The organism is Kibdelosporangium banguiense, assembly GCF_017876405.1.
In the GTDB taxonomy this organism is placed as follows: domain Bacteria; phylum Actinomycetota; class Actinomycetes; order Mycobacteriales; family Pseudonocardiaceae; genus Kibdelosporangium; species Kibdelosporangium banguiense.
Map to the genome: position 1 here is coordinate 2,912,628 of NZ_JAGINW010000001.1, position 23,288 is coordinate 2,935,915.

Below are 23,288 nucleotides of genomic sequence, written 5' to 3' on the forward strand. Positions count from 1 at the left end.
GTGTGTAAAGTTCACCTCGCTCCTAGAGCACGCCCCAATAGCTCAGTCGGTAGAGCGTCTCCATGGTAAGGAGAAGGTCTACGGTTCGATTCCGTATTGGGGCTCTGTGGGCCCAGCCGTGATGCTCACCAAGGCATCGCGGCTTGTCTCATGTGGCGGTGTAGCTCAGGTGGTAGAGCAAACGGCTCATAATCGTTGTGTCGGCGGTTCAAGTCCGCCCACCGCTACGCGATTGGGAGAGGTGTGCTTGCGGAAAGCGCAAGCCTGCATCGCTCCGCATTACACTGGGGGCGCGGCCCCCAGACCCCGCCCAGGGGGCAAGCCCCCTGGACCCCCGTAGCGGGGTGAAACCATTCGCTTTAGAGAGGTACTGCTGTGGCTTCCACCGACGTGCGACCCAAGATCACTCTGGCGTGCGAGGAGTGCAAGCACCGCAACTACATCACCAAGAAGAACCGGCGCAACGACCCGGACCGCTTGGAGATGAAGAAGTTCTGCCCGAACTGCGGCACGCACCGCAACCACAAGGAAACCCGCTGAGCTAGCTCACGATGGCTCTGGATCCTTCGTACATCGGTCGTACCTACCCGGCGTCACCCGTCTACGAGGTGAGCCGGGCCAAGATCAAAGAGTTCGCCGAGTCGATCGGTGACGGCAATCCGTTGTACTCCGACCCGGCCGCCGCGCAGGCAGCCGGGTATTCGGACGTCATCGCCCCGCCGACGTTCCTCACGATCATCAACCTGGCCGCGATCAACATCGTGATCGAGGACCCCGACCTGGGCCTCGACTACAGCCGGATGGTCCACGGCGACCAGAGCTTCGTCTACCACCGGCAGGTGCACGCCGGCGACCGGCTGCGCGTGATCGTCCACATCGAGGACATCATGTACCGCGCCGGCAACGACTTCATCAACATGCGCGCCGACATCTGGGACGACACCGACCAGATCGTCGTGGTCGCCCGCGCCCAGCTCGTGGTGCGCGAGGCCGTGAAGCCCGAAGAGGTGCCCGCATGACCGCCGTCGGCGACGAGCTGCCCCCGCTGACCGTCCAGGTGACCCGCAAGGACCTGGTCCGCTACGCGGGCGCGGCACTCGACTTCAACCCGATCCACTGGAACGAGCCCTTCGCCAAGGAAGTCGGCCTGCCGGACGTGATCGCCCACGGCATGCTCACCATGGCCCTGGCCGCCCGCGTGCTCACCGACTGGGCCGGCGACCCCGCCAACATCCTCCAGTACGGCGTCCGCTTCACCCGCCCAGTCGTCGTCCCCAACGACGACAAGGGCGCCATCATCGAACTCTCCGGCAAGGTCCGCGAGCTCAACGACGACGGCACCGCCAAAATCGACATCACCGCCAAGTTCGAAGGCCGCAACGTCCTCGGCAAAGCCCAGGCCATCCTCAAACTCCCAGCCTGAGCTGGCCCGCCCGAGCCCTGTCCGTGCCCCGGCCAAGCCCCATTGCATGAGGAATTCCCGAAGGGGAACCCTTGATTTCACGGTAGCAGTGAGGTCTGACAGTTCCGGTATTTGCGCAGGTCACGGAGGTCGCGCGGGCTGAGGGTCGACCCCGCAAAAGAGGCCCGGCAGCGGAGAAGGGGCGATCCCGGGCACCTCTGTGGAGAGGCGCCCGGGCGGATTCGCTCAGTCCTTGGCTTCCTTGAGCAGCTCGGCCATCCGGTTCACGCCGGTCGCCAGGTCGGCGTCACCGAGCGCGTACGACAGCCGGAAGTAGCCCGGCGTCCCGAAGGCCTCGCCGGGAACCACTGCCACCTCGGCGTGCTCCAGCACCAGGGCCGCGAGCTCGACGCTCGACGACGGCCGCTGCCCGCGGATCTCCTTGCCCAGCAGGCCCTTCACCGACGGGTACACGTAGAACGCGCCCTGCGGGGTGGGGCACTCGACGCCGGGGATCGCCGACAGCAGCTCGACGATCGTCTTGCGCCGGCGGTCGAAGGCCTCGCCCATCTCGTGCACGGCGTCCAGGGAGCCCGATACGGCCGCCAGGGCGGCTCGCTGGGACACGTTCGCCACGTTCGAGGACAGGTGGCTCTGCAGGTTCGCCGCGGCCTTGATCACGTCCTTGGGGCCGATCATCCAGCCCACGCGCCAGCCGGTCATCGCGTACGTCTTCGCGACGCCGTTGACGATCACGCATGTGTCGGCCAGTTCGGGTACGACGACCGGCATCGACTCCGCGCGGGCACCGTCGTAGACCAGGTGCTCGTAGATCTCGTCGGTGATCACCCAGATGCCGTGCTCGACCGCCCAGCGGCCGATGGCCTCGACCTCCGAGCGCGGGTAGACCGCGCCGGTCGGGTTGGACGGCGAGCAGAACAGCAGGGCCTTGGTGCGCGGGGTACGCGCGGCCTCGAGCTGCTCGACGGTCACCATGTAGCCCGTCGTCTCGTCGGCCACCACGTCGACCGGCACGCCGCCGGCCAGGGTGATCGACTCCGGGTAGGTGGTCCAGTACGGCGCGGGCAGGATGACCTCGTCGCCTGGGTCGATCAGGGTTGCGAAGGCCTGGTAGACGGCCTGCTTGCCGCCGTTGGTGACGAGCACCTGGCTCGCCTCGACCTCGTAGCCGCTGTCGCGCTTGGTCTTGGCCGCGATCGCCTCGCGCAGCTCGGGCAGGCCGGCCGCGGGCGTGTACCGGTGATTGCGGGGATCGGCGGCGGCCTCGGCGGCCGCCCGCACGATCGGATCTGGGGTGGGGAAGTCCGGCTCGCCCGCGCCGAAGCCGATCACCGGGCGACCGGCGGCCTTGAGCGCCTTCGCCTTGGCGTCGACCGCGAGGGTCGCCGACTCGCTGATGCCGCCGATCCGGGCCGACACGCGCGACCTGGTAGTGGCGGTCGAGACTGCTGACATGCCTGCATCGTCGCAGATCGGCCTGGACGAGCAGGGCTTGGGGTGACCGCGATTTCAGTCGTGTGGAGGCCTTGCCGTACACTTTCGAACTCGGAACGAAAGACACTTTGCCCCACGCGGTCAGACCTGACAGAGTGGGGACAGTGGATCTCGTCCACCGGGTGGCTGAGAGGCCGCTTAGGGGCGTAGCTCAATTGGCAGAGCAGCGGTCTCCAAAACCGCAGGTTGCAGGTTCAAGTCCTGTCGCCCCTGCACGTGAAGGGCAATAGCTGGCGAGCGGAGGAACTGGCGTGAGCGAGGAGCCGGGCAAGGAGCGCGACGAGGAGCAGAAGCCCCCGTCGCGTCCGGTCACCGCCGCTGCGCGGCGTGAGCGCCGCGCATCGTCGCGACCAGCCGCTCGCAAGGACAGCGACGCCCCGGCTGAGAAGCCCAAGGCCAAGCCGAAGGCGAAGCCTGAGTCCGACGCGGTCGCGTCGGACAAGAAGGGCCACGCCACCCCGTCCCGGGACGGCAAGGACAAGCGCCCCGGCCTGATCGGGCGGTTGTTCCGGTTCCTCAAAGAGGTGGTCGCCGAGCTGCGCAAGGTCATCTGGCCCACGCGCAAGCAGATGGTCACCTACACCGCGGTCGTCCTGGTGTTCCTGGCCGTGATGGTGGCCATCATCGCCGGACTGGACCTGGGGATCGGGAAGGGCGTGTTCGCGATCTTCGGCTGATCTTCTCAGCCGGGCGCGAGCCGTAGCGATTAAGGAAGCGAGATCACTGTGACCTCCGAGAACGGCGCCGCTGGCGGCCAGGGGCTGACCAGTCCGGCCGACGACGAGGTCGTCGCCGGCCAGGACGAGGAGCTCCTCGACCAGGCGGACACCGACGAGTCCGCCGACAGCGCTGCCGAGGTGGACGCTGACGAGGTCGACGCCGAAGCCGCGGAGCCAGTGGCCGAGCAGGAGCCCGAGGACCCGGTCGCCGAGCTGCGCGAAGCGCTGCGCCGTGCCCCGGGCGAGTGGTATGTGATCCACTCCTACGCCGGCTACGAGAACAAGGTCAAGACCAACCTCGAGACCCGGATCCAGACCCTGGACATGGAGGACTACATCTTCCAGGTCGAGGTGCCGACCGAAGAGGTCACCGAGATCAAGAACGGCCAGCGCAAGCAGGTCCAGCGCAAGGTGCTGCCGGGCTACATCCTGGTCCGGATGGATCTCAACGACCCGTCCTGGAGCGCGGTCCGCAACACCCCGGGGGTCACCGGCTTCGTCGGCGCCACCTCCAAGCCGTCCCCGCTGACCATCGACGAGGTGGCGAAGTTCCTGCTGCCGCAGGTCGAGCAGGCCAAGCCGGCGGCGGGCAAGGCCACCGCGACCGCCACGAAGCCGTCTGTCGAGGTCGATTTCGAGGTCGGCGAGTCGGTTACAGTGATGGACGGCCCGTTCGCCACGCTCCCCGCCACGATCAACGAGGTCAACGCGGACGCGCAGAAGCTCAAGGTCCTGGTGTCGATCTTCGGCCGCGAGACTCCGGTCGAGCTGTCGTTCAGCCAGGTCTCCAAGATCTGACCGATCCTGATCAAGGGTCGGCGGCCACGCGGCGGCACGGCAGGTTCGCCGCGCGGACTCACGCAGGAAACAGGAATACGAGATGCCACCCAAGAAGAAGAAGCTTGCAGCGATCATCAAGCTGCAGATCACGGCCGGCCAGGCCAACCCGGCTCCGCCGGTCGGCCCGGCACTGGGCCAGCACGGCGTCAACATCATGGAGTTCTGCAAGGCCTACAACGCCGCGACCGAGTCGCAGCGTGGCACCGTGGTGCCGGTCGAGATCTCCGTGTACGAGGACCGTTCGTTCGACTTCAAGCTCAAGACCCCGCCGGCAGCCAAGCTGCTGCTCAAGGCCGCGGGCGTCGACAAGGGCAGCGGCGAGCCGCACCGCACCAAGGTCGCCAAGGTGACCTGGGACCAGGTGCGTGACATCGCGCAGCAGAAGCAGGCGGACCTCAACGCCAACGACATCGACCAAGCCGCCAAGATCATCGCGGGCACCGCCCGTTCGATGGGCATCACGGTCGAATAAGACTCTTTTCGAGAAAGCGTGGGAGAGCCGAGCGCGGCTCGTAACCACACCTGTTAGTTAAGGACAGAGATGGCAAAGCGCAGCAAGGCCTACCGTCAGGCCGCCGAGCTGGTGGACAAGGAGCGGCTCTACAGCCCGCTCGAGGCCGCCAAGCTCGCCAAAGAGACTTCCAAGGTGAAGCTGGACGCGACCGTCGAGGTCGCGGTCCGGCTGGGCGTCGACCCTCGCAAGGCCGACCAGATGGTCCGCGGCACCGTGAACCTGCCGCACGGAACCGGTAAGACCGCCCGGGTCATCGTGTTCGCCACCGGCGACAAGGCCGCCGAGGCCGAGGCCGCCGGTGCCGACGCGGTCGGCGCGGAGGATCTGATCGAGCGCATCCAGGGTGGCTGGCTCGACTTCGACGCCGCGATCGCCACCCCGGACCAGATGGCCAAGGTCGGCCGGATCGCCCGCATCCTCGGCCCGCGTGGCCTGATGCCGAACCCGAAGACCGGCACGGTCACCCCCGCGGTGGCCAAGGCGGTCCAGGACATCAAGGGCGGAAAGATCAACTTCCGCGTCGACAAGCAGGCCAACCTGCACCTGGTGATCGGCAAGGTGTCCTTCGACCAGGAGAAGCTGGTCGAGAACTACGCCGCCGCGCTGGACGAGATCCTCCGGGCCAAGCCGTCCTCCGCGAAGGGCCGCTACGTCAAGAAGGTCACCTTCTCCACGACCATGGGCCCCGGCATCCCGGTGGACCCGGCTCGTACCCGTAACCTGCTCGCCGACGAAGCGGTCGTCTGACCGCCTTCCCAGGCACCTTCCAGAAGGGGCGGACCCGATCCCACGGGTCCGCCCCTTCTGGCTTGCGTTGACTAACGCGACGTGGTCGGCGGAGCTGTGGTCGTGGGCGCCGGGCACGGGTCTGGTTCGGACTTGTGCGCGGAGACGAGCCAGCCATTGGGATGCTTCGAGAAGGTGAACTCGCCCAGCAGTCTGGTGCCCGGCTTGGGCCGCAACTGGGTGCACGAGCTCACGGTCAGAGTCTGCACACCTGACCAGTTCAAGTCCCGCACCTCTGGGTTACTACCGACAGTTCCCGCCAGCTTCTTGACCGCGGCAGGACAGTCGGCCGCACCGAAGTCGTCCGCGAACTGTTTGGCGGCAGCAGGTTCGAAACTCCGGCAGGCGTCGACATTGCCGCGTGCGACAAAGGAATAGACCGTCTGCACGCCGGCTTTCGGGTTCTCGTTGTACATCCGCTGTGCCTCGCCGCCAGGCCCGGCGCCGCCCTGCTGACCGAGGCCGTCGTCCTTGGGCGCGATGTTGAAGGTGTCCTGAAGCACCGAACACCCCCAGGCAGCCGCGCCGATCACCAGCCCGAGCAGCACCAGCCTGCGGAACAGCTTGCTGAGCAGGAACTTCTGCCATCCCGGCCGCTTCTTCGGCGCGATCGCGGGCGGCAACTGGCCCTGTCCCTGCGCCTCCTGGAACTGCAGGAATTGCTGGAACTGTTGGAACTGCTCGAACTGACGCTGCTGGTCGGGGTCGTAGGGCACCGGCTGGTTCGACTGGCTGGGCTGCTCGTTGTCGGCCACGTCACCATCATGCCGGGGGCGATTTGGAGCAGCACGGCTGTGTCCCGTATCGTTGTCGTCGTTCTACCGAAGACCGCTGGTCTCTTCCCAGTGAAGATGAAGATCCCAGGCTTTCGAGTGTGGGTGGCCCGCGCAGGAGGAACGGTGCTGAGTTTTCTTTGCTACGCCCGTGCCTGCGCGCCGGGCGTTTCGTCTTTTCTGGGTGTGTACCAGCGATCGCCTTAGCCCAGAGAGGAGGCGAACATGGCGAAGCCGGACAAGGTGGCTGCGGTCGCCGAGATCGCGGACAAGTTCCGTACCAGCTCGGCCGCGGTCGTCACGCAGTACAGCGGCCTCTCCGTGTCGCAGCTGACCACGCTGCGCCGCGCTCTCGGCAACACCGCGTCCTACCGTGTCGCGAAGAACACCCTGGTGCAGCGTGCCGCTGCGGACGCCGGTGTGGAGGGCCTCGACGCCCTGTTCACCGGTCCGACGGCCATCGCTTTCGTCGACGGCGAGCCCGTCGACGCCGCCAAGGCGCTCCGCGATTTCGCGAAGGACAACAAAGGCCTGGTCATCAAGGGCGGCTACATGGATGGCCGCCCGCTCTCGGTCGAAGAGGTCGCGCAGATCGCCGACCTCGACAGCCGTGAGGTGCTGCTCGCCAAGCTGGCGGGCGCGATGAAGGGCAACCTGAGCAAGGCCGCCGCGACCTTCGCGGCCCCGGCCACCCAGTTTGCTCGCCTTGCCGCCGCGCTGCAGGAGAAGAAGGCAGCAGAGGCTCCCGCCGAGAGCTGAAGTACCCCCATTCGTTTGTAGTAAGTAGAAAGGAGCCGCCATCATGGCGAAGCTCAGCACCGAGGACCTGCTCGAAGCCTTCAAGGAGATGACCCTCCTGGAGCTGTCGGACTTCGTGAAGGAGTTCGAGACCGTCTTCGACGTGAAGGCTGCCGCCCCGGTCGCCGTCGCCGCTGCCGGCCCCGCCGGTGCCGCCCCGGCCGAGGCCGAGGAGCAGGACGAGTTCGACGTCGTGCTGGAGTCCGCCGGCGACAAGAAGATCCAGGTCATCAAGGTCGTCCGCGAGATCGTCTCCGGCCTGGGCCTCAAGGAGGCCAAGGAGCTCGTCGAGTCCGCCCCGAAGCCCGTCCTGGAGAAGGTCGCCAAGGAGGCCGCCGAGGCCGCCAAGGAGAAGCTCGAGGCCGTCGGCGCCAAGATCGCCGTCAAGTGATCACCGCGGCCTAGGCCGCACTGAAGTACCTCGAAAGGGCCGCCCTGCGCACGGGGCGGCCCTTTCGCATACCCAGCCAAAACCCGCCAAGCCCCAAATCCCAACAGGCAAAAGCAACACCACCCGAACCCAAGGCGGATCAAAGTACGAAGACTTGGTCCCCGAACATGCCTCAAGATGCGCGGGCTGGCCGTGAGACTTGCCTCAAAGGTGTGAGGTCAGGCGCGAGATTCGACCCAAGGCGTGGGGCCAGAAACCAGACTCGCCTCAAGGTGTGAAGTCAGGCGTCAGACTCGACTCAAAGTGTGAAGACCAAGCACCAGTCCCAATCAGACTTTGAACACCCGGCAGCAGCCTCGACCAAAGTTTGAGACCTGGTGCCAGTCCCGACAAAACTTTGAGCACCCAGCACCAGCCGCGACAACTTTGAAGGCCAGGCTCGATTTTATGCGGAGTGGAGGCGGCCTTAAGCTCGTCGGCGCGGCAGGCCCCACATGGCTTTGGCCGAGAACCCAACCTCAATCCATGGGCCTGCCCTTTAGTCCTGACGCGGCCGCCTCAGAGGTCTCCGTGTCATCAAATCGAGCCGTCCCAGCCACCGAAACCAAACCCAAAACCCAAGCCAAGCGCCCAACCACAGACACCAGGCAAAACACCCAAGCCCAGCGCTGCTCCAAACGAGTGATCCCCGAACGAACGGCCCACTCGCACGCAAAACTCCCGAAAACCGAACCCCAACCCCCACTCTCCCGACTAGAATAGAAGCCGGGGAGCCCCCACCCCCTTAGGGAGGGTGGGGGCTGTCATTTTTGGGAGGGAGGGGAAAGGGAAAAAGAGGGAAACGTTAGCGCCAGCCGGTTACTTCGGTCAGGCGGGCTGCTGTGATTCGGGCGCCGCTGTTCTGGGAGCCGCCATACGCGTGGAACGCCAGTGAGCACCAGCCTGAGCAGCCGGGCGAGCCTGCGGGACGGTTGGTCGCGACCGCGCTGCCGCTGTTTCCGCCGATTGTGTCGTTCTCGTAGTAGAGGCGCAGTGCGCCCGATGTGCGGATCTGGTCGGTGGAGAGCCATTGTTGCTTGTTCTTGTCGCCGCCGTAGCCCTGGATTGTGGTGGGGGTTCCGTTCAGGGAGGCGGTTGTGGCGTACGCGCCGTACCAGCCGACCGTATTGCCGATGGTGCAGTTGAGGTTCGCGCCGCCGTAGTCCTGGTCGGGGCTGCCGTTGGCGACGTAACCCGCGCTCGCGCGCAGTTGCGTTGCGGTGCATGAGCCGTAGGGGGCTGTGTCGCCGTTGTAGCCGGGGTAGAAGCGCAGGCCTGTGTAGTAGGCGGAGCCGCTGTAGACGCAGTGGCCTGCGGTGAGGACCAGGGATGGGCCGAACATCCAGCCGGTGCAGTGCTGACGTTCGACTCCGCCGGAGACGCGGGTGATCAGCACTGTGGCGCGGGCTGGGAAGGATGTTGTCGGGTTGACGCGGACGCGGTTGTCGGGGCCGATGATCGACTGCACGCCGATTCCGTCAAATCCGGCGATCTGGTGGCCTGGGCGGACTGGGTCGGCGCCGACCAGGGCTGGGTTCTGGATGCCGCTGCCTTCGAACGAGGGCACGCCGGTCAGGGTGCCGCTCGCATTGGCGGGCGCGGCCAGGACGACGCCGGCGACCAGCGCTCCACTGAGTAAGGCGACGAGGCGTGATTTGCCCATGACACTCTCCGTCTTGTTGCAGGGAAGACAACTGACGGTATCCAGGCGACTCTGCTGCGCACAGGAACTTCCGTATTGAAAACCCGCGGATGAGCTGTCTGGTCTAAGGTGGCCGACCGGGTGGCGGATTCGACTAGCCGCCGCGGAGTATGTACCTTGCCGCGTACCAAGCAGTAACCCCGGCGAGTCCGGCTCGTTGGTCAGGTGAGGAACGGACAGCCAGCTCTGGAGGGTTCGATGGGCGCCGAAGTGGTGGTCGAAGGTCTCACCAAGTCTTTCGGACGACAGACCATTTGGCGGGACGTCACCCTGACGCTGCCGCCGGGCGAGGTCAGTGTGATGCTCGGCCCGTCGGGGACCGGCAAGTCCGTCTTCCTGAAGTCCATGATCGGTCTGCTCAAGCCCGACCGGGGCCGGTGTGTCATCAACGGCGTCGACATCGTCTCGTGCTCCGAGCACAAGCTGTACGAGGTCCGCAAGCTGTTCGGTGTGCTGTTCCAGGACGGTGCCCTGTTCGGTTCGATGAACCTGTACGACAACGTGGCGTTCCCGTTGCGTGAGCACACCAAGAAGTCCGAGACCGAGATCAAGCGGATCGTGCTCGAGAAGATGGAGATGGTCGGTCTCACCGGTGCGGAGAAGAAACTCCCCGGTGAGATTTCCGGTGGTATGCGCAAGCGTGCCGGGCTGGCCCGTGCCCTCGTGCTGGACCCCGAGATCATTCTGTGTGACGAGCCCGACTCCGGTCTTGACCCGGTCCGCACGGCGTATCTCAGCCAGTTGCTGATCGACCTGAACGCGCAGATCGACGCGACCATCCTGATCGTCACGCACAACATCAACCTGGCCCGGACCGTGCCGGACAACCTGGGCATGCTGTTCCGCCGCGAGCTGATCATGTTCGGCCCGCGTGAGGTGCTGCTCACCTCCGAGGAGCCGGTCGTCGAGCAGTTCCTCAACGGCCGCAGGCTCGGCCCGATCGGCATGTCGGAGGAGAAGGACGTCGCCACGATGGCCGCCGAGCAGGAGCTGGCCGACGCCGGCCACCACGACGGGTCCACTGAGGACGTTCGTGGTGTGGTGCCGCAGCTGCAGCCGACGCCTGGTCTGCCCGAGCGGCAAGGTGTCCGTCGTCGTAAGGACCGGGTGATGAGCATCCTGCACACGCTTCCCCCGGCCGCGCAGGAGGGCATCATCGAGAGCCTCACGCCCGAGGATCAGCACCGCTACAACGTGCGCCCGCACATGTTCGCGACTGTCCCGGCCGGACACAGACCGTCCCCTTCACCCAGAGACCGGATCACGGGTGACCTTGGGGTGGCGCAGGTCCCGCAGACCCAATGGCGGCCGCCCGCACCGGGCGAAGGCGGTGGCGTGTGACAGTTCGACCCACCAGGTCGTCATTCCCTGGTGCTGGCGCACTTCGTGAGACCGGCCAGATGTTCGCCCTCGGTCTTGACGTCGTGCGCGGGTTCTTCCAGCGACCGTTTCAGTTCCGTGAGTTCGTCCAGCAGTCCTGGTTCATCGCGAGTGTCTCGATCCTGCCGACCGCGTTGGTCGCGATCCCGTTCGGCGCGGTCATCGCGTTGCAGCTGGGATCGCTGGTCACGCAGCTCGGCGCGCAGTCGTTCATGGGTGCCGCGAGTGTGCTCGCGATCATCCAGCAGGCCGCGCCCCTGGTGACAGCGCTGCTCGTCGCTGGTGCCGGTGGTTCGGCGATGTGCGCCGACATCGGTGCAAGGACCATCCGCGAGGAGATCGACGCGATGGAGGTGCTCGGCGTTTCGGCCGTGCAGCGCCTCGTCGTGCCGCGGGTGCTCGCGTCGATGCTGGTTGCCGTGCTGCTCAACGGTTTGGTGAGCGTTGTCGGTGTGCTCGGCGGTTACTTCTTCAACGTCGTTCTGCAAGGCGGGACGCCGGGTGCGTATCTCGCCGGGTTCTCCGCGCTGGCCCAGCTGCCGGACTTGTGGATCAGTGAGCTCAAGGCGTTGATCTTCGGGTTCATCGCCGGTGTGGTCGCCTGCTACCGCGGCCTCAACCCGCCTCCCGGGCCGAAGGGTGTGGGTGACGCGGTCAACCAGTCCGTGGTGATCACGTTCCTGTTGCTGTTCTTCGTGAACTTCGTACTGACCACTGTGTACCTGACGGTCGTCCCGGCGAAGGGGAGCTGACGATGGCCGTGAAGGACCAGCTCCGCAAGCCGCTGGACGTGCTGGACAACGCCGGCGACCAGATGTCGTTCTACATCCGCGCGCTGGCGTGGATTCCGCGGGCGGCCACGCGCTACATGCGCGAGACCATGCGGCTGCTGGCCGAAGTCAGCTTCGGCAGTGGAGCGCTCGCGGTCATCGGCGGCACGATCGGCGTGATGCTCGGCCTGACGCTGTTCGTCGGCACGGTCGTCGGCCTGCAGGGTTATGCCGCCCTGAACCAGATCGGCACGGCGGCGTTCGCCGGGTTCGTGTCCGCGTACTTCAACACGCGTGAGATCGCGCCTTTGGTTGCGGGACTTGCGTTGTCGGCGACCGTCGGCTCGGGTTTCACCGCTCAGCTCGGTGCGATGCGGATCTCGGAGGAGATCGACGCGCTGGAAGTCATGGGCGTGCCGAGCCTGCCCTACCTGGTGACCACGCGGATCATGGCCGGGTTCATCGCGGTCATTCCCTTGTACATTATCGGTTTGCTGTCCTCGTACGTCGCGTCGAGAACGATCACGGTCTATTTCTACGGCCAGTCGGCGGGTACGTATGACCATTACTTCGACCTGTTCCTACCGCCTCAAGACGTGTTCTGGTCGTTCGGCAAGGTCCTGATCTTCGCTGTGCTGATCATCCTCACGCACTGCTACTACGGCTACCGCGCCAGCGGCGGCCCGGCCGGCGTCGGTGTCGCCGTGGGCCGCGCGGTGCGGACCACGATCGTGGCCGTCACGCTGCTCGACTTCTTTCTGAGCCTGGCCATCTGGGGCACGACGACGACCGTGAGGATCGCCGGATGACGGGCGTGTCGGTCCTTAGGCGCAGGCTGCTGGGCGTCGCGTTCATCGCGATGCTCGTGGGCTTTGTCGTGCTGAGCATCGCCTTCTTCAACAAGTCGTTCAGCTCGTTCGTCAACGTCAAGCTGACAGGCGACAAGGTCGGCAACCAGTTGCAGCAGCGTTCGGACGTCAAGGTGCGCGGCCTGATCGTCGGCTCGGTGGAGAAGATCACGCCGACCGCGCACGGCGCCGAGCTCACGCTGGCGCTCGATCCGGACAAGGTGAACGTGATCCCGAGCAACGTCTCGGCACGCTTCCTGCCCAAGACGCTGTTCGGTGAACGCTATGTGGCGCTGCAGATCCCGGACCAGCCGTCGGCCTCGACGATCCGCAGCGGCGACACGATCGACCAGGACCGGTCCGCGCCCGCGGTCGAGGTGGAGAAGGCGCTCAACGACCTTTTGCCGGTGCTGCAGGCGGTTCAGCCGCAGAAGCTGTCCAGCACGCTGACCGCGATCTCGACCGCGCTGGAAGGCCGGGGCAAGCCGCTCGGCGAGACGCTGTCGGACCTCGGTGAGTACGTCGGCGAATTGTCGCCGCACATCCCGCAGCTACAGCACGATCTCCAGGCGCTGGTGAAGTTCTCCGACACCTACAGCGAGGCGACGCCGCAGCTGGTGCAGGCCTTGACGGATCTGACTGTCACGTCCAAGACCGTGGCCGAGCAGCGTGACAATCTGTCCACTCTGTACGGAAGCCTCACCACGGCGTCGACGGACCTCAAGACGTTCCTCGCGGTGAACAAGAACAACCTGATCCAGTTCGCGGACACCTCCCGGCCCACGCTGGAGCTGCTGGCCAAGTACGCGCCGGAATACCCGTGCTTCCTCAAGCAGATGGCCGAGACCATCCCGAAGCTGGACGTCGCGTTCGGCAAGGGCACCAACGAGCCCGGTCTGCACGTGACCCTGGAGGTCACGGTCAACCGCGGCGCGTACAAGCCGGGTCAGGACGAGCCGCGTTACCAGGACAAGCGCGGGCCGCGTTGTTACGACTTCAAGCAGTTCCCGAACCCGTTCCCGCAGCATCCGCCGGACGGCCCGCTCAAGGACGGCTCGAAGCCGCCGCCGGCCGCGCGATCGGCGCAGGACGGTGTGCTGCCGCCGAGCATGATCGGCCAGGTGATCGGCGGGACGTCCCCGTCGGGCGCGCCGACGGACTTCGGCCTGCCGAACTCGCACGCCGAACAGGAGTTCGTGGCCGCGATCATGGCCGGTCAGCTGGGCATCAGCCCGGATGACGTACCGAGATGGACGACCTTGCTGGCAGCACCGGTGTATCGAGGAGCGGAGGTGACCACGAAGTGAAGGGCCTGACCGCACCGATGATCAAGCTCTCGCTGTTCATCGTGGTGACCGTGGTCGCAACCTCCGTGCTGGCGATCAGCATCGCGAACACCAACCTGAGCTCCACCAACACCTATTCGGCCCGTTTCACCGACGCGACGCTGTTGCTGCCCGGTGACGACGTGCGGATCGCGGGCGTGCGGGTCGGCCAGGTCGAGGAGGTCGGCATCGCCGACCGCAAGCAGGCCGAGGTGAAGTTCTCGGTGGACGCCGGACGGAGCCTGCCCGCGGGCGTGACCGCGACGATCAAGTTCCGCAACCTGGTGGGCCAGCGTTACATCGCGTTGGGCCAAGGCACCGGCAACGGGCTGCTGCAACCGGGCGGCTCGATCCCGTTGGAGCGCACCAGGCCCGCGCTGGATCTGACCGAGTTGTTCAACGGCTTCAAGCCGTTGTTCCGGGCCCTGTCGCCGGACGACGTGAACAAGCTGTCGTACGAGATCATCCAGGTGCTGCAGGGCGAAGGCGGCACAGTCGAGTCGCTGCTGTCCCACACGGCCTCGCTGACCAGCGCGATCGCCGACAAGGACGCCGTGATCGGCGAGGTGATCACCAACCTCAACAGCCTGCTGGACACCGTGAACGCCCGTGGCCAGCAGCTCTCGGACCTGGTGGTCACGTTGCAGCAGCTGGTTTCCGGGCTCGCCGCGGACCGCAAGCCGATCGGTGACGCGGTCCAGGCCCTGTCCGGATTGGCGGGTACCACGTCCGGCCTGCTGGCCGAGGCTCGTGAGCCGCTGCGCAACGACATCGCGGCGCTGGGCACGTTCACCAAGAACCTCAACGACAACGAGCAGCTGGTGGAGCACTTCTTCCAGTTCATGCCGCACAAGCTCACCGAGCTCACGCGCACCGCCAGCTACGGCTCGTGGTTCAACTTCTTCCTGTGCTCGGCGGGCGGTTCGATCTCGTTGCCACCGCTGATCACGCAGCCGATCAACGTGCCGCTGGCACCGGTGAGTCAGCCGAGGTGCCAGGCATGAAGTCGTTCCGTTCCCGCAACCCGATCACGATCGCCGTCGCCGGCCTGGTGGTGATCGCGCTGGCGCTGCTGGCCGCGGTCTACTCCGACGACCTGCCGATCATCGGCGGCGGCACCACCTACCAGGCGCAGTTCTCCGAGGCGGCCGGCATCAAGCCCACTGACGAGGTCCGGATCGCCGGGGTCAAGGTCGGCAAGGTGACCGACGTCGACCTGGTCGGCGACTCGGTGCTGGTGTCGTTCAAGGTCAAGGACGCCTGGGTGGGCGACCGGACCCGGGCCGCGATCAAGATCAAGACATTGCTGGGGCAGAAGTTCCTGTCGCTGGAGCCGGACGGTTCCACGGTGCTGGATCCCGGCAAGCCGATCCCGCGCAACCGCACGCTGGCGCCGTACGACGTCCTGGAAGCGTTCCGCGGCCTGGCCGAAACCGTGGACGCGGTGGACACTCCGCAGCTGGCCAAGAGCTTCGAAGTGCTCTCGCAGACGTTCTCCAACACGCCCGACAACGTCAAAGGCGCGCTGGACGGCCTGTCGGCGTTGTCCAAGACGGTCTCCAGCCGGGACCAGGAACTGGCCAAGCTGCTGGACAACACGGCCAAGATCACCCAGACGCTGGCCGACCGGGACGCCGAGGTGCAGAAACTGCTGGAGGACGGCAACAAGCTGCTCGACGAGGTGCGCAAGCGCAAGCAGGCGATCAGCGCACTGCTGGACGGCACCAAGAAGCTCTCGGCCGAGCTCAAGGGCCTGGTCGACGACAACGCCAAGCAGCTGGACCCGGTGCTGACCCAGCTCGACCAGTTCACCGCGATGCTCCAGCGCAACCAGGACGACCTGGGCAAGGGCATCGAGAAGCTGGCCCCGTTCGTCCGGCAGTTCACCAACACGCTGGGCAACGGCCGCTGGTTCGACAACTACATCTGCGGCCTGCTCCCGCCGTCGATCGGCCCGATCAACCCGCAGGGGTGTCTGCCATGACGTTCAAGACGGCCAAGGGCCGTGACCTCGGACGTGGCGTGGCCATCGCCTGTGTGCTGGCACTGCTTGGCGCGTTGGTGCTGTGGTACGTGCTGACCGACGCGGGTTCCAAGCGGATCACCACGTATTTCGGTGGCGCTGTTGGTCTCTACGAAGGCAATGACGTGCGCGTGCTCGGTGTTGCGGTCGGCACTGTGGACAAGGTCGAGCCGCAGGGCAACCAGGTCAAGGTCGAGCTCCTGGTCGACAACGACGTGCCGATCCCGATGGACGCCAGCGCCGTGGTCGTGTCGCCGTCGCTGGTCAGCGACCGGTATGTGCAGCTCGGCCCGGCTTACGTGGCCGGCCCGCAGATGAACTCCGGCGCGACGATCCCGCGCAACCGCACAGCGACGCCGCTCGAGGTCGACGACCTCTACAAGAGCCTGAACCGGGTGAGCACCACACTGGGCCCCAACGGCGCCAACCAGAACGGCGCCCTGTCGGACCTGCTCAACACGCTGGCCAAGAACCTGGAAGGCAACGGCACCGCCGCCCACGAGACGATCAAGCAGCTCGGCCAGGCCGCCCGGACCCTGTCCGGCAGCCAGGAGCAGCTGTTCTCCACAGTGGACAATCTGAACAAGTTCACCGGTACGCTGGCCGCGAGCGACCAGCAGGTGCGGCAGTTCTCCAGCCAGCTGGCCGACGTCAGCAAGTTCCTCGCCGCCGAGCGCGGCAACCTGGCGCAGGCCGTGCAACAGCTGTCCACCGCCCTGGAAAGCGTGCAGCAGTTCATCAAGGACAACCGGGCCCGATTGAAGTCCAATGTGGACAAACTGGCCACGATCACCCAGGTACTGGTCGACCAGCGTGCCGCACTGGCCGAGGTGCTCGACGTGGCACCGCTGGCCCTGAGCAACGTGGTCAACACCTACAACGCGGCCTCCGGCACGCTGGACGCCCGCGCGGACCTCAACGACTTGACCCAGCCGCCGATCGTGATGGTCTGCAGACTGCTGGAACAGGCCACCCCCAAGGAGATCCCGCCGCTGCTCACCGACGCGTGCAAGCAGATCGCCCCGCTCACGAAGGGGCTTCCCTCAGCGGCGCAGGTGATCCACGGCCTGCAGACCGGCACTCTGCCGCCGCTGCCCCTCCCGCTGTCGGGAGGTGGCCGATGAGGACAGCAAACAACAAGGCGTCCGCCCCAGTCGCCAGCGCAGTGCCCCCCGAGGCGACCGGCGCAGCGTCCATTGAAGGAGCAATTCGCCCAGGGGGACCCCTGTTTTCAACGTTACTGCACGGGTCTGACAAGTTTCGGCGGCTGGCGCTTGCCGTAACGGGCGTACTGCTTGTCTCGTCATGCAGCTTCGACGGTATCTATGACCTGCCGATGCCGGGCGGCGCCGATCTGGGCGATCACCCGTACACGGTGAAGGCCCAGTTCCGGGATGTGCTCGACCTTGTGCCGCAGTCGGGTGTGAAGGTCAACGAGGTGCCGGTCGGCCGGATCGAGGCGATCACGCTCGCGCCCGACGGCTGGACGGCCGAAGTCACGTTGCGTGTCAACGGAAGCGTGCAGCTGCCCGGCAACTCCTTCGCGCGGCTGCGGCAGTCCAGCCTGCTCGGTGAGAAGTACATCGAGCTGGCAGCTCCTGATCAGGGCAAGGAGCAGGGCAAACTCGGCAACGGCGCGTACATCGGCCTGGATCGCACCAACCGCAACACCGAGGTCGAAGAGGTCCTCGGCGCGTTGTCGATGCTGCTCAACGGCGGCGGCGTCGAGCAGTTGCGGACGATCGCCAACGAGCTCAACCAGGTCGCCGACGGCAACGAACCTCAGCTCAGGGCCCTGCTGACCAACGCGAACAAGCTGGTGTCCGATTTGGACGCCCGGCGTAGTGACATCACCAAGGCACTGGACGGGTTGAACAAACTGTCCGGCACGCTGGACGGCCAGAAGGACAAGATCGCCGCGGTGATCGACGAGATCGGCCCGGGCCTGCAGGTGCTGTCGGATCAACGGCCGCAACTGGTGACCATGCTGCAGAACCTCAACCAGCTCTCCGATGTCGCCGTCGACACCGTCAACAAGAGCAAGGCGGACGTGATCGCGGACCTCAAGGCGCTCACGCCGACGCTGCAGAAGCTCAGTGAAGCAGGCAGCAACCTGCCCAAGGCGCTGGAGCTGCTGCTCAGCTTCCCGTTCCCGGACTCCGCGGTGCCCGGCGTGAAGGGCGACTACTTCAACCTGTACGCCAAGCTGGACCTCAACCTGCAGGAACTGATGAACAACCTGTCCCGCAGCAGGCAGAACCCGTTGCAGGACATCCCGTTGATCGGTGGGCTGACCAGCGGACAGGACGGTGCCCAGCTGGGTGCGCCGCCGCCGCTGGGCATCCCCAATCTCGGCGGCCAGTCCAACCAGCCGCGCAACTCTGCCAACTGCGGCAACAACGGTGGTGGCCTGCTCGGCTCGATCCTGGGAGGTCAGCGATGCTGACCCGGCGGACCAGACTGCAGATCGTCGCGTTCTTCGTGATCGCGATCCTGGCTGTGGTGTACGCGCTGTTCCGGTTCACCGACGTCGGCAAGGTCTTCGGCCGCGACGGCTACACGGTCAGGCTTCAGCTGGTGGACTCCGGCGGCATCTTCACCAACGCCGAGGTGACCTACCGCGGTGTCCAGGTCGGCCGGGTCGGTGAGATCCACCTGACCAAGCAGGGCCTGGAAGTCGAGCTGAACATCACGCCGGACGCGCCGCAGATCCCGTCGGACCTGCAAGCCGTGGTGGCCAACCGGTCCGCGGTCGGTGAGCAGTTCGTCGACCTGCAGCCGCGCAACGACTCCGGCCCGTACCTGACCGGCAGCTCAGTGATCGCGGCGGACAAGGCACAGGTGCCGCTGTCCACCGACAAGGTGTTGCGTGACCTCGACGACCTGGCTGTCTCGGTGCCGACCGACTCCCTGCGCACAGTGGTCGACGAACTCGACCGCGCGTTCTCCGGGACAGGGCCGGATCTGCAGGTGCTGCTGGACTCCACGAGCGACTTCACGCGGGCGGCCAAGGACAACCTGCCGCAGACGTTGCAGCTGCTCGACAACGCAGGCACTGTGCTGGACACCCAGAACCTGGAGGCCGGCAACATCAAGTCGTTCGCAGGCAGCCTCGCCCAGCTCAACGAGCAGCTCAAGAACTCCGACGGGGACATCCGGCGGTTGATCGCGGCCACCCCGCAGGCCGCCGAGCAGGTCACCGGGCTGCTGCGGGATTCCGGCTCGAACCTCGGCGTGGTCCTGGCGAACCTGCTGACCACGTCGAACATCCTGGTCACCCGCAACGCCGGGCTCGAACAGGCGCTGGTCACGTACCCGGTCGTCGCGGTCGGCGCCAACACGGTCGCGCCGGGGGACGGCACCGCCCACCTCGGGCTCGCGCTGAACCTGTTCAACCCGCCGCCGTGCGTGAAGGGCTACGAGCAGACCAAACGCCGTGCCGGTAACGACGTCGCGCCCGCGCCCGCCAACGAGAAGGCGTACTGCGCGGAACCGGTCGGCAGCCCGATCAACGTGCGTGGTGCCCAGAACGCCCCCTTCGGAGGTAAGGTCGCTGATCCGACCAGGGCACAGGTGCAGGCGAACGCCGGACGGCCAGGCCAGCAGCTCGCCGAACAGGCCGGGGCGTTGCCGGGCCCGTTGGGCCAGCAGACGATGCAAGGACCGCTCAACCTGACCCAGCTGCTGGGACTCACGGGAGCATGATGAAAAACCAGTACCTGCGGTACGCCTCGATCGGCCTGGTGGTGATCGCAGCCGGGTTCGCCGCCTTCTTCGGCATCTCCTGGGCGAGCGCCAGCGGTGACGACACCGACGTCGCCCGGGCCCGGGAAGAGGTCAGCACGGTCGGCGCGGCCGCGGTCGCGACCCTGACCTCGTTGGACTACAACAACGTCGACCAGGTCTACCAACGGTTCCTGGACGTCTCGACCGGCGCGGTGCACGACGACTACGCCAAGAACCAGGACGCGTTCAAGAAACGGATCCGGGACAGCAAGGTCGTCACGACCGCGTCGGTCCGCGAGACCGCGGTGACGGACGTGAACCTGCAGAAGAAGGTCGCCACCATCCTGGTCGTCGTGGACACCACGGTGAAGGAAAGCGACAAGGACCCGACCACCAAGCGGCTGCGCATCGAGGCCGCGCTGGACCAGACCGACAACGGCTGGAAGGTCAACGTGCTCCGCCAGGTCCCGTACTCCGCCACCGGTGCCCAATAGCTTTTGGAAGGACAGCACAGTGCCACCCCCACGCCGCCGTCCCGCCACCCCGCCGTCCCGGCGGCCCAAGGTGGCCGGGCTGCACCGGCGCCCAGAAGACCAGGACCACCTTGAAGAAGAGGCCGCCGACACAGCCAGGACACCTGATCTCGACGTGCCGGTGATCGGCGAGGAACCGAAACCCGAGGGCAACGGCAAGCCACGGCCGTCGGCGAAACGCCGTGACTCCGGCACGGTCGTCACCGACCTTCCGGAGACCGAAGACGCGCCGAAGCACCGCCAGCAGGACCCTGCCCCAGCAGCGGAAACCCACCACCACACCGGTCTCGGCCCACGTGAGATCGGGATTTCCGCACCCAGTGAGGACTTGGACCCACCTGAGGCCGAGGCCGAGGCCGAGGTCGAGGAAGAGAGCGTTGAGAAGGCGTCTGCCAAGCTGGCGCTGCCCATCGCGTTGGTCGTGGTCGCGCTTCTGCTCGGTGGTCTCGCGTTCTGGTTCGCGCAGCAGTTGAGCGATGCCCGTATCGGCTCTGGCAACAACGCGCTGTCGGACGTCAACGCGACCAAGGATGTCGTCGGCGCGGCTCAGCAGGCCGTGACGAGCGTGCTGTCGTACAAGTTCGACGACATGCAGAACTCGACGAACCGGGCGAAGGAGTACCTCGACGGCGAGGCCGTCGGTCAGTACGAGGCTTCGATGAAGGCGCTGGAGAAGGAGATCCAGGACCAGAAACTTCAGGTCGTGGTCAACCCGGTTAGTATCGGCGTGGTCCGGATGGCGGGCGACGACGCCCGCGTCCTCGTGTTCGCCGACCAGATCGGAGCCCGCGCGGACAAGCAGCCCAGCGGCGGCCCGACCCAGTTCGCCATGGACATGCACCGCACGAACGGCAAATGGAAGATCGTGAAGCTGGATTTCTTCGAGAACCGGTGACGCTCGATCAGGGCTTCGCCCAGTACCTGCTCGGCCTGTCGGAGACCGCGCTGGCCGATGTACTGCGTCGTCGCTTGGACGTATGCCTGCCGCCCGAGCCCCAGGACGCGCTGCAGCTGGCCCACCGCCTGCTGCACCGGGGTTCGGTCGCGTTCGTGTTCGCCGAACTCGATCATGACGCGCTCGTGGTGGCGCAGGCCGTCCAGGTGCTGGCCGGACACGCCACCAGGGACGCCGTGATCGAGCTGCTCAACGCCGATCCGGTCCTGCTCCACGCGGCACTGCGTGAGCTGACGGATCTGGGGTTGGCCTGGCCGTATGAGGGGACGTACTACATCGCACCGGCGCTGGCGGGCAGCTGGTCCGCGCCGCTGGGTCTTGGTTCGTCCATCCACAGGCTGGTGGCCGACTGGCACGCTGACCGGTGCCGCGAGCTCGCTGCGTCACTCGGGCTGAAGACCGACCGCGTCAGCAGGGCGAAGCTGATCGACCGGATCGGCGAGCTGATGTCCGATTCGGCCGAGGTCGGCAATCGGGTGGCCAAGCTGTCGGCCGGCGCCCGCACCCTGCTCGACCGGCTGTGCGTGGAGTCGCCGCGGGTCCATTTCGATCCGGCCGGCCGGTCCATCGTGACCGAGCTGCTGATGCGCGGCCTGCTCGTGCAGATCGACTACCGGGTGGCCGAGCTGCCTGCCGAGATCGGGATGGCGCTGAGCCCGCCCGGTTCGCGGTTCAAGCTCACCGGGCCGCCGTCGCAGTACGTCATTGCAGTCGATCCGGTCGTGCTGGGCAACGCGGGCGCGGCCGCCGCACACGAGACCCTCACCGCTGTGACGTCGATGCTCGATGACGCCGAACGCACACCGATCGCGCAGGTCAAGAGCGGTGGCGTGGGTGTGCGTGAGCAGAAGCGCCTGGCGAAGGCGTTGCGCTGCACCGAGTCCGACGTCGCACTGTGGATCGACCTGGCCTTTTCGGCCGAGCTGCTGGCCGCGGACCGCGACGGTCTTCTCGTCCCCACGGAACACTTCGACTCGTGGCGTGACCTCGACCAGGGCAGCCGCTGGCTCATCCTGGCCGACGCCTGGTACTCGATGGAACACGCGCCGACCGATCGGATCGCCGACGGCGGCCGGGCGGTGTACCCGCCGTTGCCGATGTACGCGGACTTCGAGCCGGTCCGGCGGGCGCTGCTGCGGATGCTGTCGAGGATCGAGGGCGCGGCCGAGATCGACGACACCCTTGGCTGGTACTGCCCGGTCCTCCCACCGGCAGCGGTGGCGGGGATGGCGCAGGCGACCGTGGCCGAGGCGACCAAGCTGGGCGTGATCGCGCACGGCGCGCTCACCCCGCTGGGCCGTGCCCTGCTGGCCGGTGACCAGGACCTGGCCCGCGACGCGTTGCCCGAGGTCAGGCAGTCGGTGGACCTGCAGTCGGATCTGACGGCGATTGTCGGCGGCGAGCCGACTCGCCAGGTCCTCAACGTGTTGCGGACCCTCGCCGAGCCGGAGACCAGTGGAGCCGCCAGCACCTGGCGGTTCACGCCCGGCACCGTCCGCAAGGCTTTCGACGCGGGCATGTCGGCGGATTCGGTCCTGGAGTCGCTGGCCTCGATCGCGCCCAGGGGCGTACCGCAGCCACTGGAATACCTGGTCAAGGACGTCGCCAGGCGGCACGGCCGGATCCGGGTGGCCACGGTGGGCTGCTGCGTGGTGACCGACGAGACCCACACCACCGAGATCCTCGCGACCCGGTCACTCAAGCCGCTGGCCCTCCGCCAGATCGCCTCGACAGTGCTCGTGTCCGCGGCATCCGTCCCCAAGACACTCGAGGCTCTGCGTGCGGCCGGATTCGCGCCGGTCAGCGAGGCCGAGGACGGAACAGTGCTGATCGAACACACGCGTACCCGCAGGACGTCGGCGGAGCTGTACGAACCGGAAATCGAACGGCGGGATCTGGACCTGGCCGGGCTCGCCGCCGGGATTCTCAAGGCCGGCAACACCTCAGCGGCCGAGAGTCAGCTGGTCAAAGGCCTGCGCAGCGCCGGGCCCGCGCTCTCGGCGGCCGAGTTGACCATGCTGGCGAGTGCCATCGAGACCGGGATGCCGGTCCGCATCCAGTACCAGTCCGCCTCCGGCGGCGTCACCAGCCGTGTCATCGAGGGCGCGGTCTTCGACGGACTGATGATCGAGGCGTGGTGCACACTGCGCGACGACGTCCGGGTGTTCAGCGTTGAGCGGATCCTCGCGGTAGACCCGGCATAAGTTCGCACAAACCTTTTCCAACCGGTGGCGTAGGAAAAGTTCGTC

24 protein-coding genes and 3 tRNA genes are annotated in these 23,288 nt (G+C 66.5%); 24 read left to right on the forward strand and 3 right to left on the reverse strand.

The genetic code is table 11. The features are described 5' to 3' along the window. Positions 1-31: 31 nt before the first annotated feature. The 5 genes from JOF56_RS13965 (at position 32) to JOF56_RS13985 (ending at position 1,423) form a co-directional block, all read left to right on the forward strand. A tRNA-Thr gene (locus JOF56_RS13965) sits at positions 32-104 on the forward strand. Positions 105-154: 50 nt separating this feature from the next. Further along, positions 155-227: transfer RNA gene (locus JOF56_RS13970), tRNA-Met, on the forward strand. A 148-nt stretch (positions 228-375) separates the two neighbouring features. Then, positions 376-540, forward strand: a complete 165-nt coding sequence (rpmG, locus tag JOF56_RS13975) for a 50S ribosomal protein L33 (RefSeq protein WP_209637869.1) — start codon at positions 376-378, stop codon at positions 538-540. A gap of 11 nt (positions 541-551) precedes the next feature. Beyond that, positions 552-1,019 (forward strand): FAS1-like dehydratase domain-containing protein, encoded by a 468-nt coding sequence (locus tag JOF56_RS13980; RefSeq protein WP_209637872.1) that lies wholly within the window; start codon positions 552-554, stop codon positions 1,017-1,019. Further along, on the forward strand, positions 1,016-1,423 hold the full coding sequence (locus tag JOF56_RS13985; protein ID WP_209637874.1) for a MaoC family dehydratase: 408 nt from the start codon (positions 1,016-1,018) through the stop codon (positions 1,421-1,423). Before JOF56_RS13980 ends, JOF56_RS13985 begins: the two co-directional genes overlap by 4 nt. A gap of 225 nt (positions 1,424-1,648) precedes the next feature. On the opposite strand, the gene JOF56_RS13990 is transcribed toward JOF56_RS13985, so the two are convergent. Next, the gene (locus tag JOF56_RS13990; RefSeq protein ID WP_209637876.1) at positions 1,649-2,878 is read right to left on the reverse strand and encodes a pyridoxal phosphate-dependent aminotransferase; all 1,230 of its coding nucleotides are present in this window, start codon (positions 2,876-2,878) and stop codon (positions 1,649-1,651) included. Between the two features lie 179 nt (positions 2,879-3,057). Here JOF56_RS13990 and JOF56_RS13995 point away from each other — a divergent pair. The 5 genes from JOF56_RS13995 (at position 3,058) to rplA (ending at position 5,737) form a co-directional block, all read left to right on the forward strand. Beyond that, positions 3,058-3,130: transfer RNA gene (locus JOF56_RS13995), tRNA-Trp, on the forward strand. 38 nt (positions 3,131-3,168) lie between these two features. Continuing rightward, positions 3,169-3,594, forward strand: coding sequence for a preprotein translocase subunit SecE (gene secE / locus JOF56_RS14000; RefSeq protein ID WP_209637878.1), 426 nt, complete (start codon positions 3,169-3,171; stop codon positions 3,592-3,594). 48 nt (positions 3,595-3,642) lie between these two features. Next, positions 3,643-4,434, forward strand: a complete 792-nt coding sequence (nusG, locus tag JOF56_RS14005; RefSeq protein WP_209637880.1) for a transcription termination/antitermination protein NusG — start codon at positions 3,643-3,645, stop codon at positions 4,432-4,434. 82 nt (positions 4,435-4,516) lie between these two features. Further along, a complete protein-coding gene (gene rplK, locus JOF56_RS14010; RefSeq protein WP_209637882.1) occupies positions 4,517-4,948 on the forward strand; it encodes a 50S ribosomal protein L11 in 432 nt (143 codons plus the stop codon). Positions 4,949-5,017: 69 nt separating this feature from the next. Continuing rightward, positions 5,018-5,737: a 50S ribosomal protein L1 gene (rplA, locus tag JOF56_RS14015; RefSeq protein WP_209637884.1), complete on the forward strand. Its 720-nt coding sequence runs from the start codon at positions 5,018-5,020 to the stop codon at positions 5,735-5,737. Between the two features lie 71 nt (positions 5,738-5,808). Here rplA and JOF56_RS14020 read toward each other — a convergent pair whose 3' ends face one another. Then, a complete protein-coding gene (locus JOF56_RS14020) occupies positions 5,809-6,531 on the reverse strand; it encodes a hypothetical protein (protein ID WP_209637886.1) in 723 nt (240 codons plus the stop codon). A gap of 243 nt (positions 6,532-6,774) precedes the next feature. Between JOF56_RS14020 and rplJ the strand changes: the two genes are divergently transcribed. Together rplJ and rplL are read left to right on the forward strand one after the other, a co-directional pair. Beyond that, positions 6,775-7,308: a 50S ribosomal protein L10 gene (gene rplJ / locus JOF56_RS14025; RefSeq protein WP_209637888.1), complete on the forward strand. Its 534-nt coding sequence runs from the start codon at positions 6,775-6,777 to the stop codon at positions 7,306-7,308. Between the two features lie 43 nt (positions 7,309-7,351). Then, on the forward strand, positions 7,352-7,738 hold the full coding sequence (rplL, locus tag JOF56_RS14030; RefSeq protein WP_209637890.1) for a 50S ribosomal protein L7/L12: 387 nt from the start codon (positions 7,352-7,354) through the stop codon (positions 7,736-7,738). A gap of 844 nt (positions 7,739-8,582) precedes the next feature. Here rplL and JOF56_RS14035 read toward each other — a convergent pair. Beyond that, positions 8,583-9,440 carry a trypsin-like serine peptidase gene (locus tag JOF56_RS14035; RefSeq protein WP_209637892.1) on the reverse strand — a complete coding sequence of 286 codons (858 nt, stop codon included), beginning with the start codon at positions 9,438-9,440 and terminating at the stop codon, positions 8,583-8,585. A 237-nt stretch (positions 9,441-9,677) separates the two neighbouring features. On the opposite strand from JOF56_RS14035, the gene JOF56_RS14040 reads away from it, so the two are divergent. The 12 genes from JOF56_RS14040 to JOF56_RS60080 all read left to right on the forward strand — a co-directional run bounded on the left by JOF56_RS14040 (position 9,678) and on the right by JOF56_RS60080 (position 23,243). After that, positions 9,678-10,820: an ABC transporter ATP-binding protein gene (locus JOF56_RS14040; RefSeq protein WP_209637894.1), complete on the forward strand. Its 1,143-nt coding sequence runs from the start codon at positions 9,678-9,680 to the stop codon at positions 10,818-10,820. Positions 10,821-10,879: 59 nt separating this feature from the next. Next, on the forward strand, positions 10,880-11,611 hold the full coding sequence (locus tag JOF56_RS14045) for an MlaE family ABC transporter permease (protein ID WP_245379511.1): 732 nt from the start codon (positions 10,880-10,882) through the stop codon (positions 11,609-11,611). 2 nt (positions 11,612-11,613) lie between these two features. Beyond that, entirely contained in the window at positions 11,614-12,438 is an 825-nt protein-coding gene (locus tag JOF56_RS14050; protein ID WP_209637897.1) for an MlaE family ABC transporter permease, read from the forward strand. Then, entirely contained in the window at positions 12,435-13,784 is a 1,350-nt protein-coding gene (locus tag JOF56_RS14055) for an MCE family protein (RefSeq protein WP_209637899.1), read from the forward strand. Before JOF56_RS14050 ends, JOF56_RS14055 begins: the two co-directional genes overlap by 4 nt. Beyond that, on the forward strand, positions 13,781-14,806 hold the full coding sequence (locus tag JOF56_RS14060; protein ID WP_209637901.1) for an MCE family protein: 1,026 nt from the start codon (positions 13,781-13,783) through the stop codon (positions 14,804-14,806). The genes JOF56_RS14055 and JOF56_RS14060 overlap by 4 nt, the downstream gene beginning before the upstream one ends. Continuing rightward, the gene (locus JOF56_RS14065; RefSeq protein ID WP_209637903.1) at positions 14,803-15,786 is read left to right on the forward strand and encodes an MCE family protein; all 984 of its coding nucleotides are present in this window, start codon (positions 14,803-14,805) and stop codon (positions 15,784-15,786) included. The genes JOF56_RS14060 and JOF56_RS14065 overlap by 4 nt, the downstream gene beginning before the upstream one ends. Further along, positions 15,783-16,949, forward strand: a complete 1,167-nt coding sequence (locus JOF56_RS14070) for an MCE family protein (RefSeq protein ID WP_209637905.1) — start codon at positions 15,783-15,785, stop codon at positions 16,947-16,949. Before JOF56_RS14065 ends, JOF56_RS14070 begins: the two co-directional genes overlap by 4 nt. A gap of 116 nt (positions 16,950-17,065) precedes the next feature. Then, positions 17,066-18,271: an MCE family protein gene (locus tag JOF56_RS14075; RefSeq protein WP_372448378.1), complete on the forward strand. Its 1,206-nt coding sequence runs from the start codon at positions 17,066-17,068 to the stop codon at positions 18,269-18,271. Then, entirely contained in the window at positions 18,265-19,530 is a 1,266-nt protein-coding gene (locus JOF56_RS14080; protein WP_209637909.1) for an MCE family protein, read from the forward strand. The genes JOF56_RS14075 and JOF56_RS14080 overlap by 7 nt, the downstream gene beginning before the upstream one ends. After that, a complete protein-coding gene (locus JOF56_RS14085) occupies positions 19,530-20,045 on the forward strand; it encodes an Rv1363c family protein (protein WP_209637911.1) in 516 nt (171 codons plus the stop codon). The genes JOF56_RS14080 and JOF56_RS14085 overlap by 1 nt, the downstream gene beginning before the upstream one ends. 19 nt (positions 20,046-20,064) lie before the next feature. Further along, positions 20,065-20,979: a hypothetical protein gene (locus tag JOF56_RS14090; protein WP_209637913.1), complete on the forward strand. Its 915-nt coding sequence runs from the start codon at positions 20,065-20,067 to the stop codon at positions 20,977-20,979. Further along, positions 20,976-23,243, forward strand: coding sequence for a helicase-associated domain-containing protein (locus JOF56_RS60080; protein WP_209637915.1), 2,268 nt, complete (start codon positions 20,976-20,978; stop codon positions 23,241-23,243). The genes JOF56_RS14090 and JOF56_RS60080 overlap by 4 nt, the downstream gene beginning before the upstream one ends. The last annotated feature ends 45 nt before the right edge of the window (positions 23,244-23,288 follow it).

What these genes read in the sequence shown, in the direction of transcription:
- JOF56_RS14045 (WP_245379511.1), top strand. Translation starts at nt 10,880, where the DNA reads ATGTTCGCCCTCGGTCTTGACGTCGTGCGCGGGTTCTTCCAGCGACCG.
- JOF56_RS13990 (WP_209637876.1), bottom strand. Translation starts at nt 2,878, where the DNA reads ATGTCAGCAGTCTCGACCGCCACTACCAGGTCGCGCGTGTCGGCCCGG.
- rplK (WP_209637882.1), top strand. Translation starts at nt 4,517, where the DNA reads ATGCCACCCAAGAAGAAGAAGCTTGCAGCGATCATCAAGCTGCAGATC.
- JOF56_RS14035 (WP_209637892.1), bottom strand. Translation starts at nt 9,440, where the DNA reads ATGGGCAAATCACGCCTCGTCGCCTTACTCAGTGGAGCGCTGGTCGCC.
- JOF56_RS13985 (WP_209637874.1), top strand. Translation starts at nt 1,016, where the DNA reads ATGACCGCCGTCGGCGACGAGCTGCCCCCGCTGACCGTCCAGGTGACC.
- JOF56_RS14070 (WP_209637905.1), top strand. Translation starts at nt 15,783, where the DNA reads ATGACGTTCAAGACGGCCAAGGGCCGTGACCTCGGACGTGGCGTGGCC.
- JOF56_RS14055 (WP_209637899.1), top strand. Translation starts at nt 12,435, where the DNA reads ATGACGGGCGTGTCGGTCCTTAGGCGCAGGCTGCTGGGCGTCGCGTTC.
- JOF56_RS14050 (WP_209637897.1), top strand. Translation starts at nt 11,614, where the DNA reads ATGGCCGTGAAGGACCAGCTCCGCAAGCCGCTGGACGTGCTGGACAAC.
- rplJ (WP_209637888.1), top strand. Translation starts at nt 6,775, where the DNA reads ATGGCGAAGCCGGACAAGGTGGCTGCGGTCGCCGAGATCGCGGACAAG.
- rplL (WP_209637890.1), top strand. Translation starts at nt 7,352, where the DNA reads ATGGCGAAGCTCAGCACCGAGGACCTGCTCGAAGCCTTCAAGGAGATG.
- JOF56_RS14065 (WP_209637903.1), top strand. Translation starts at nt 14,803, where the DNA reads ATGAAGTCGTTCCGTTCCCGCAACCCGATCACGATCGCCGTCGCCGGC.
- JOF56_RS14085 (WP_209637911.1), top strand. Translation starts at nt 19,530, where the DNA reads ATGAAAAACCAGTACCTGCGGTACGCCTCGATCGGCCTGGTGGTGATC.
- JOF56_RS13980 (WP_209637872.1), top strand. Translation starts at nt 552, where the DNA reads ATGGCTCTGGATCCTTCGTACATCGGTCGTACCTACCCGGCGTCACCC.
- JOF56_RS14040 (WP_209637894.1), top strand. Translation starts at nt 9,678, where the DNA reads ATGGGCGCCGAAGTGGTGGTCGAAGGTCTCACCAAGTCTTTCGGACGA.
- rplA (WP_209637884.1), top strand. Translation starts at nt 5,018, where the DNA reads ATGGCAAAGCGCAGCAAGGCCTACCGTCAGGCCGCCGAGCTGGTGGAC.
- JOF56_RS14080 (WP_209637909.1), top strand. Translation starts at nt 18,265, where the DNA reads ATGCTGACCCGGCGGACCAGACTGCAGATCGTCGCGTTCTTCGTGATC.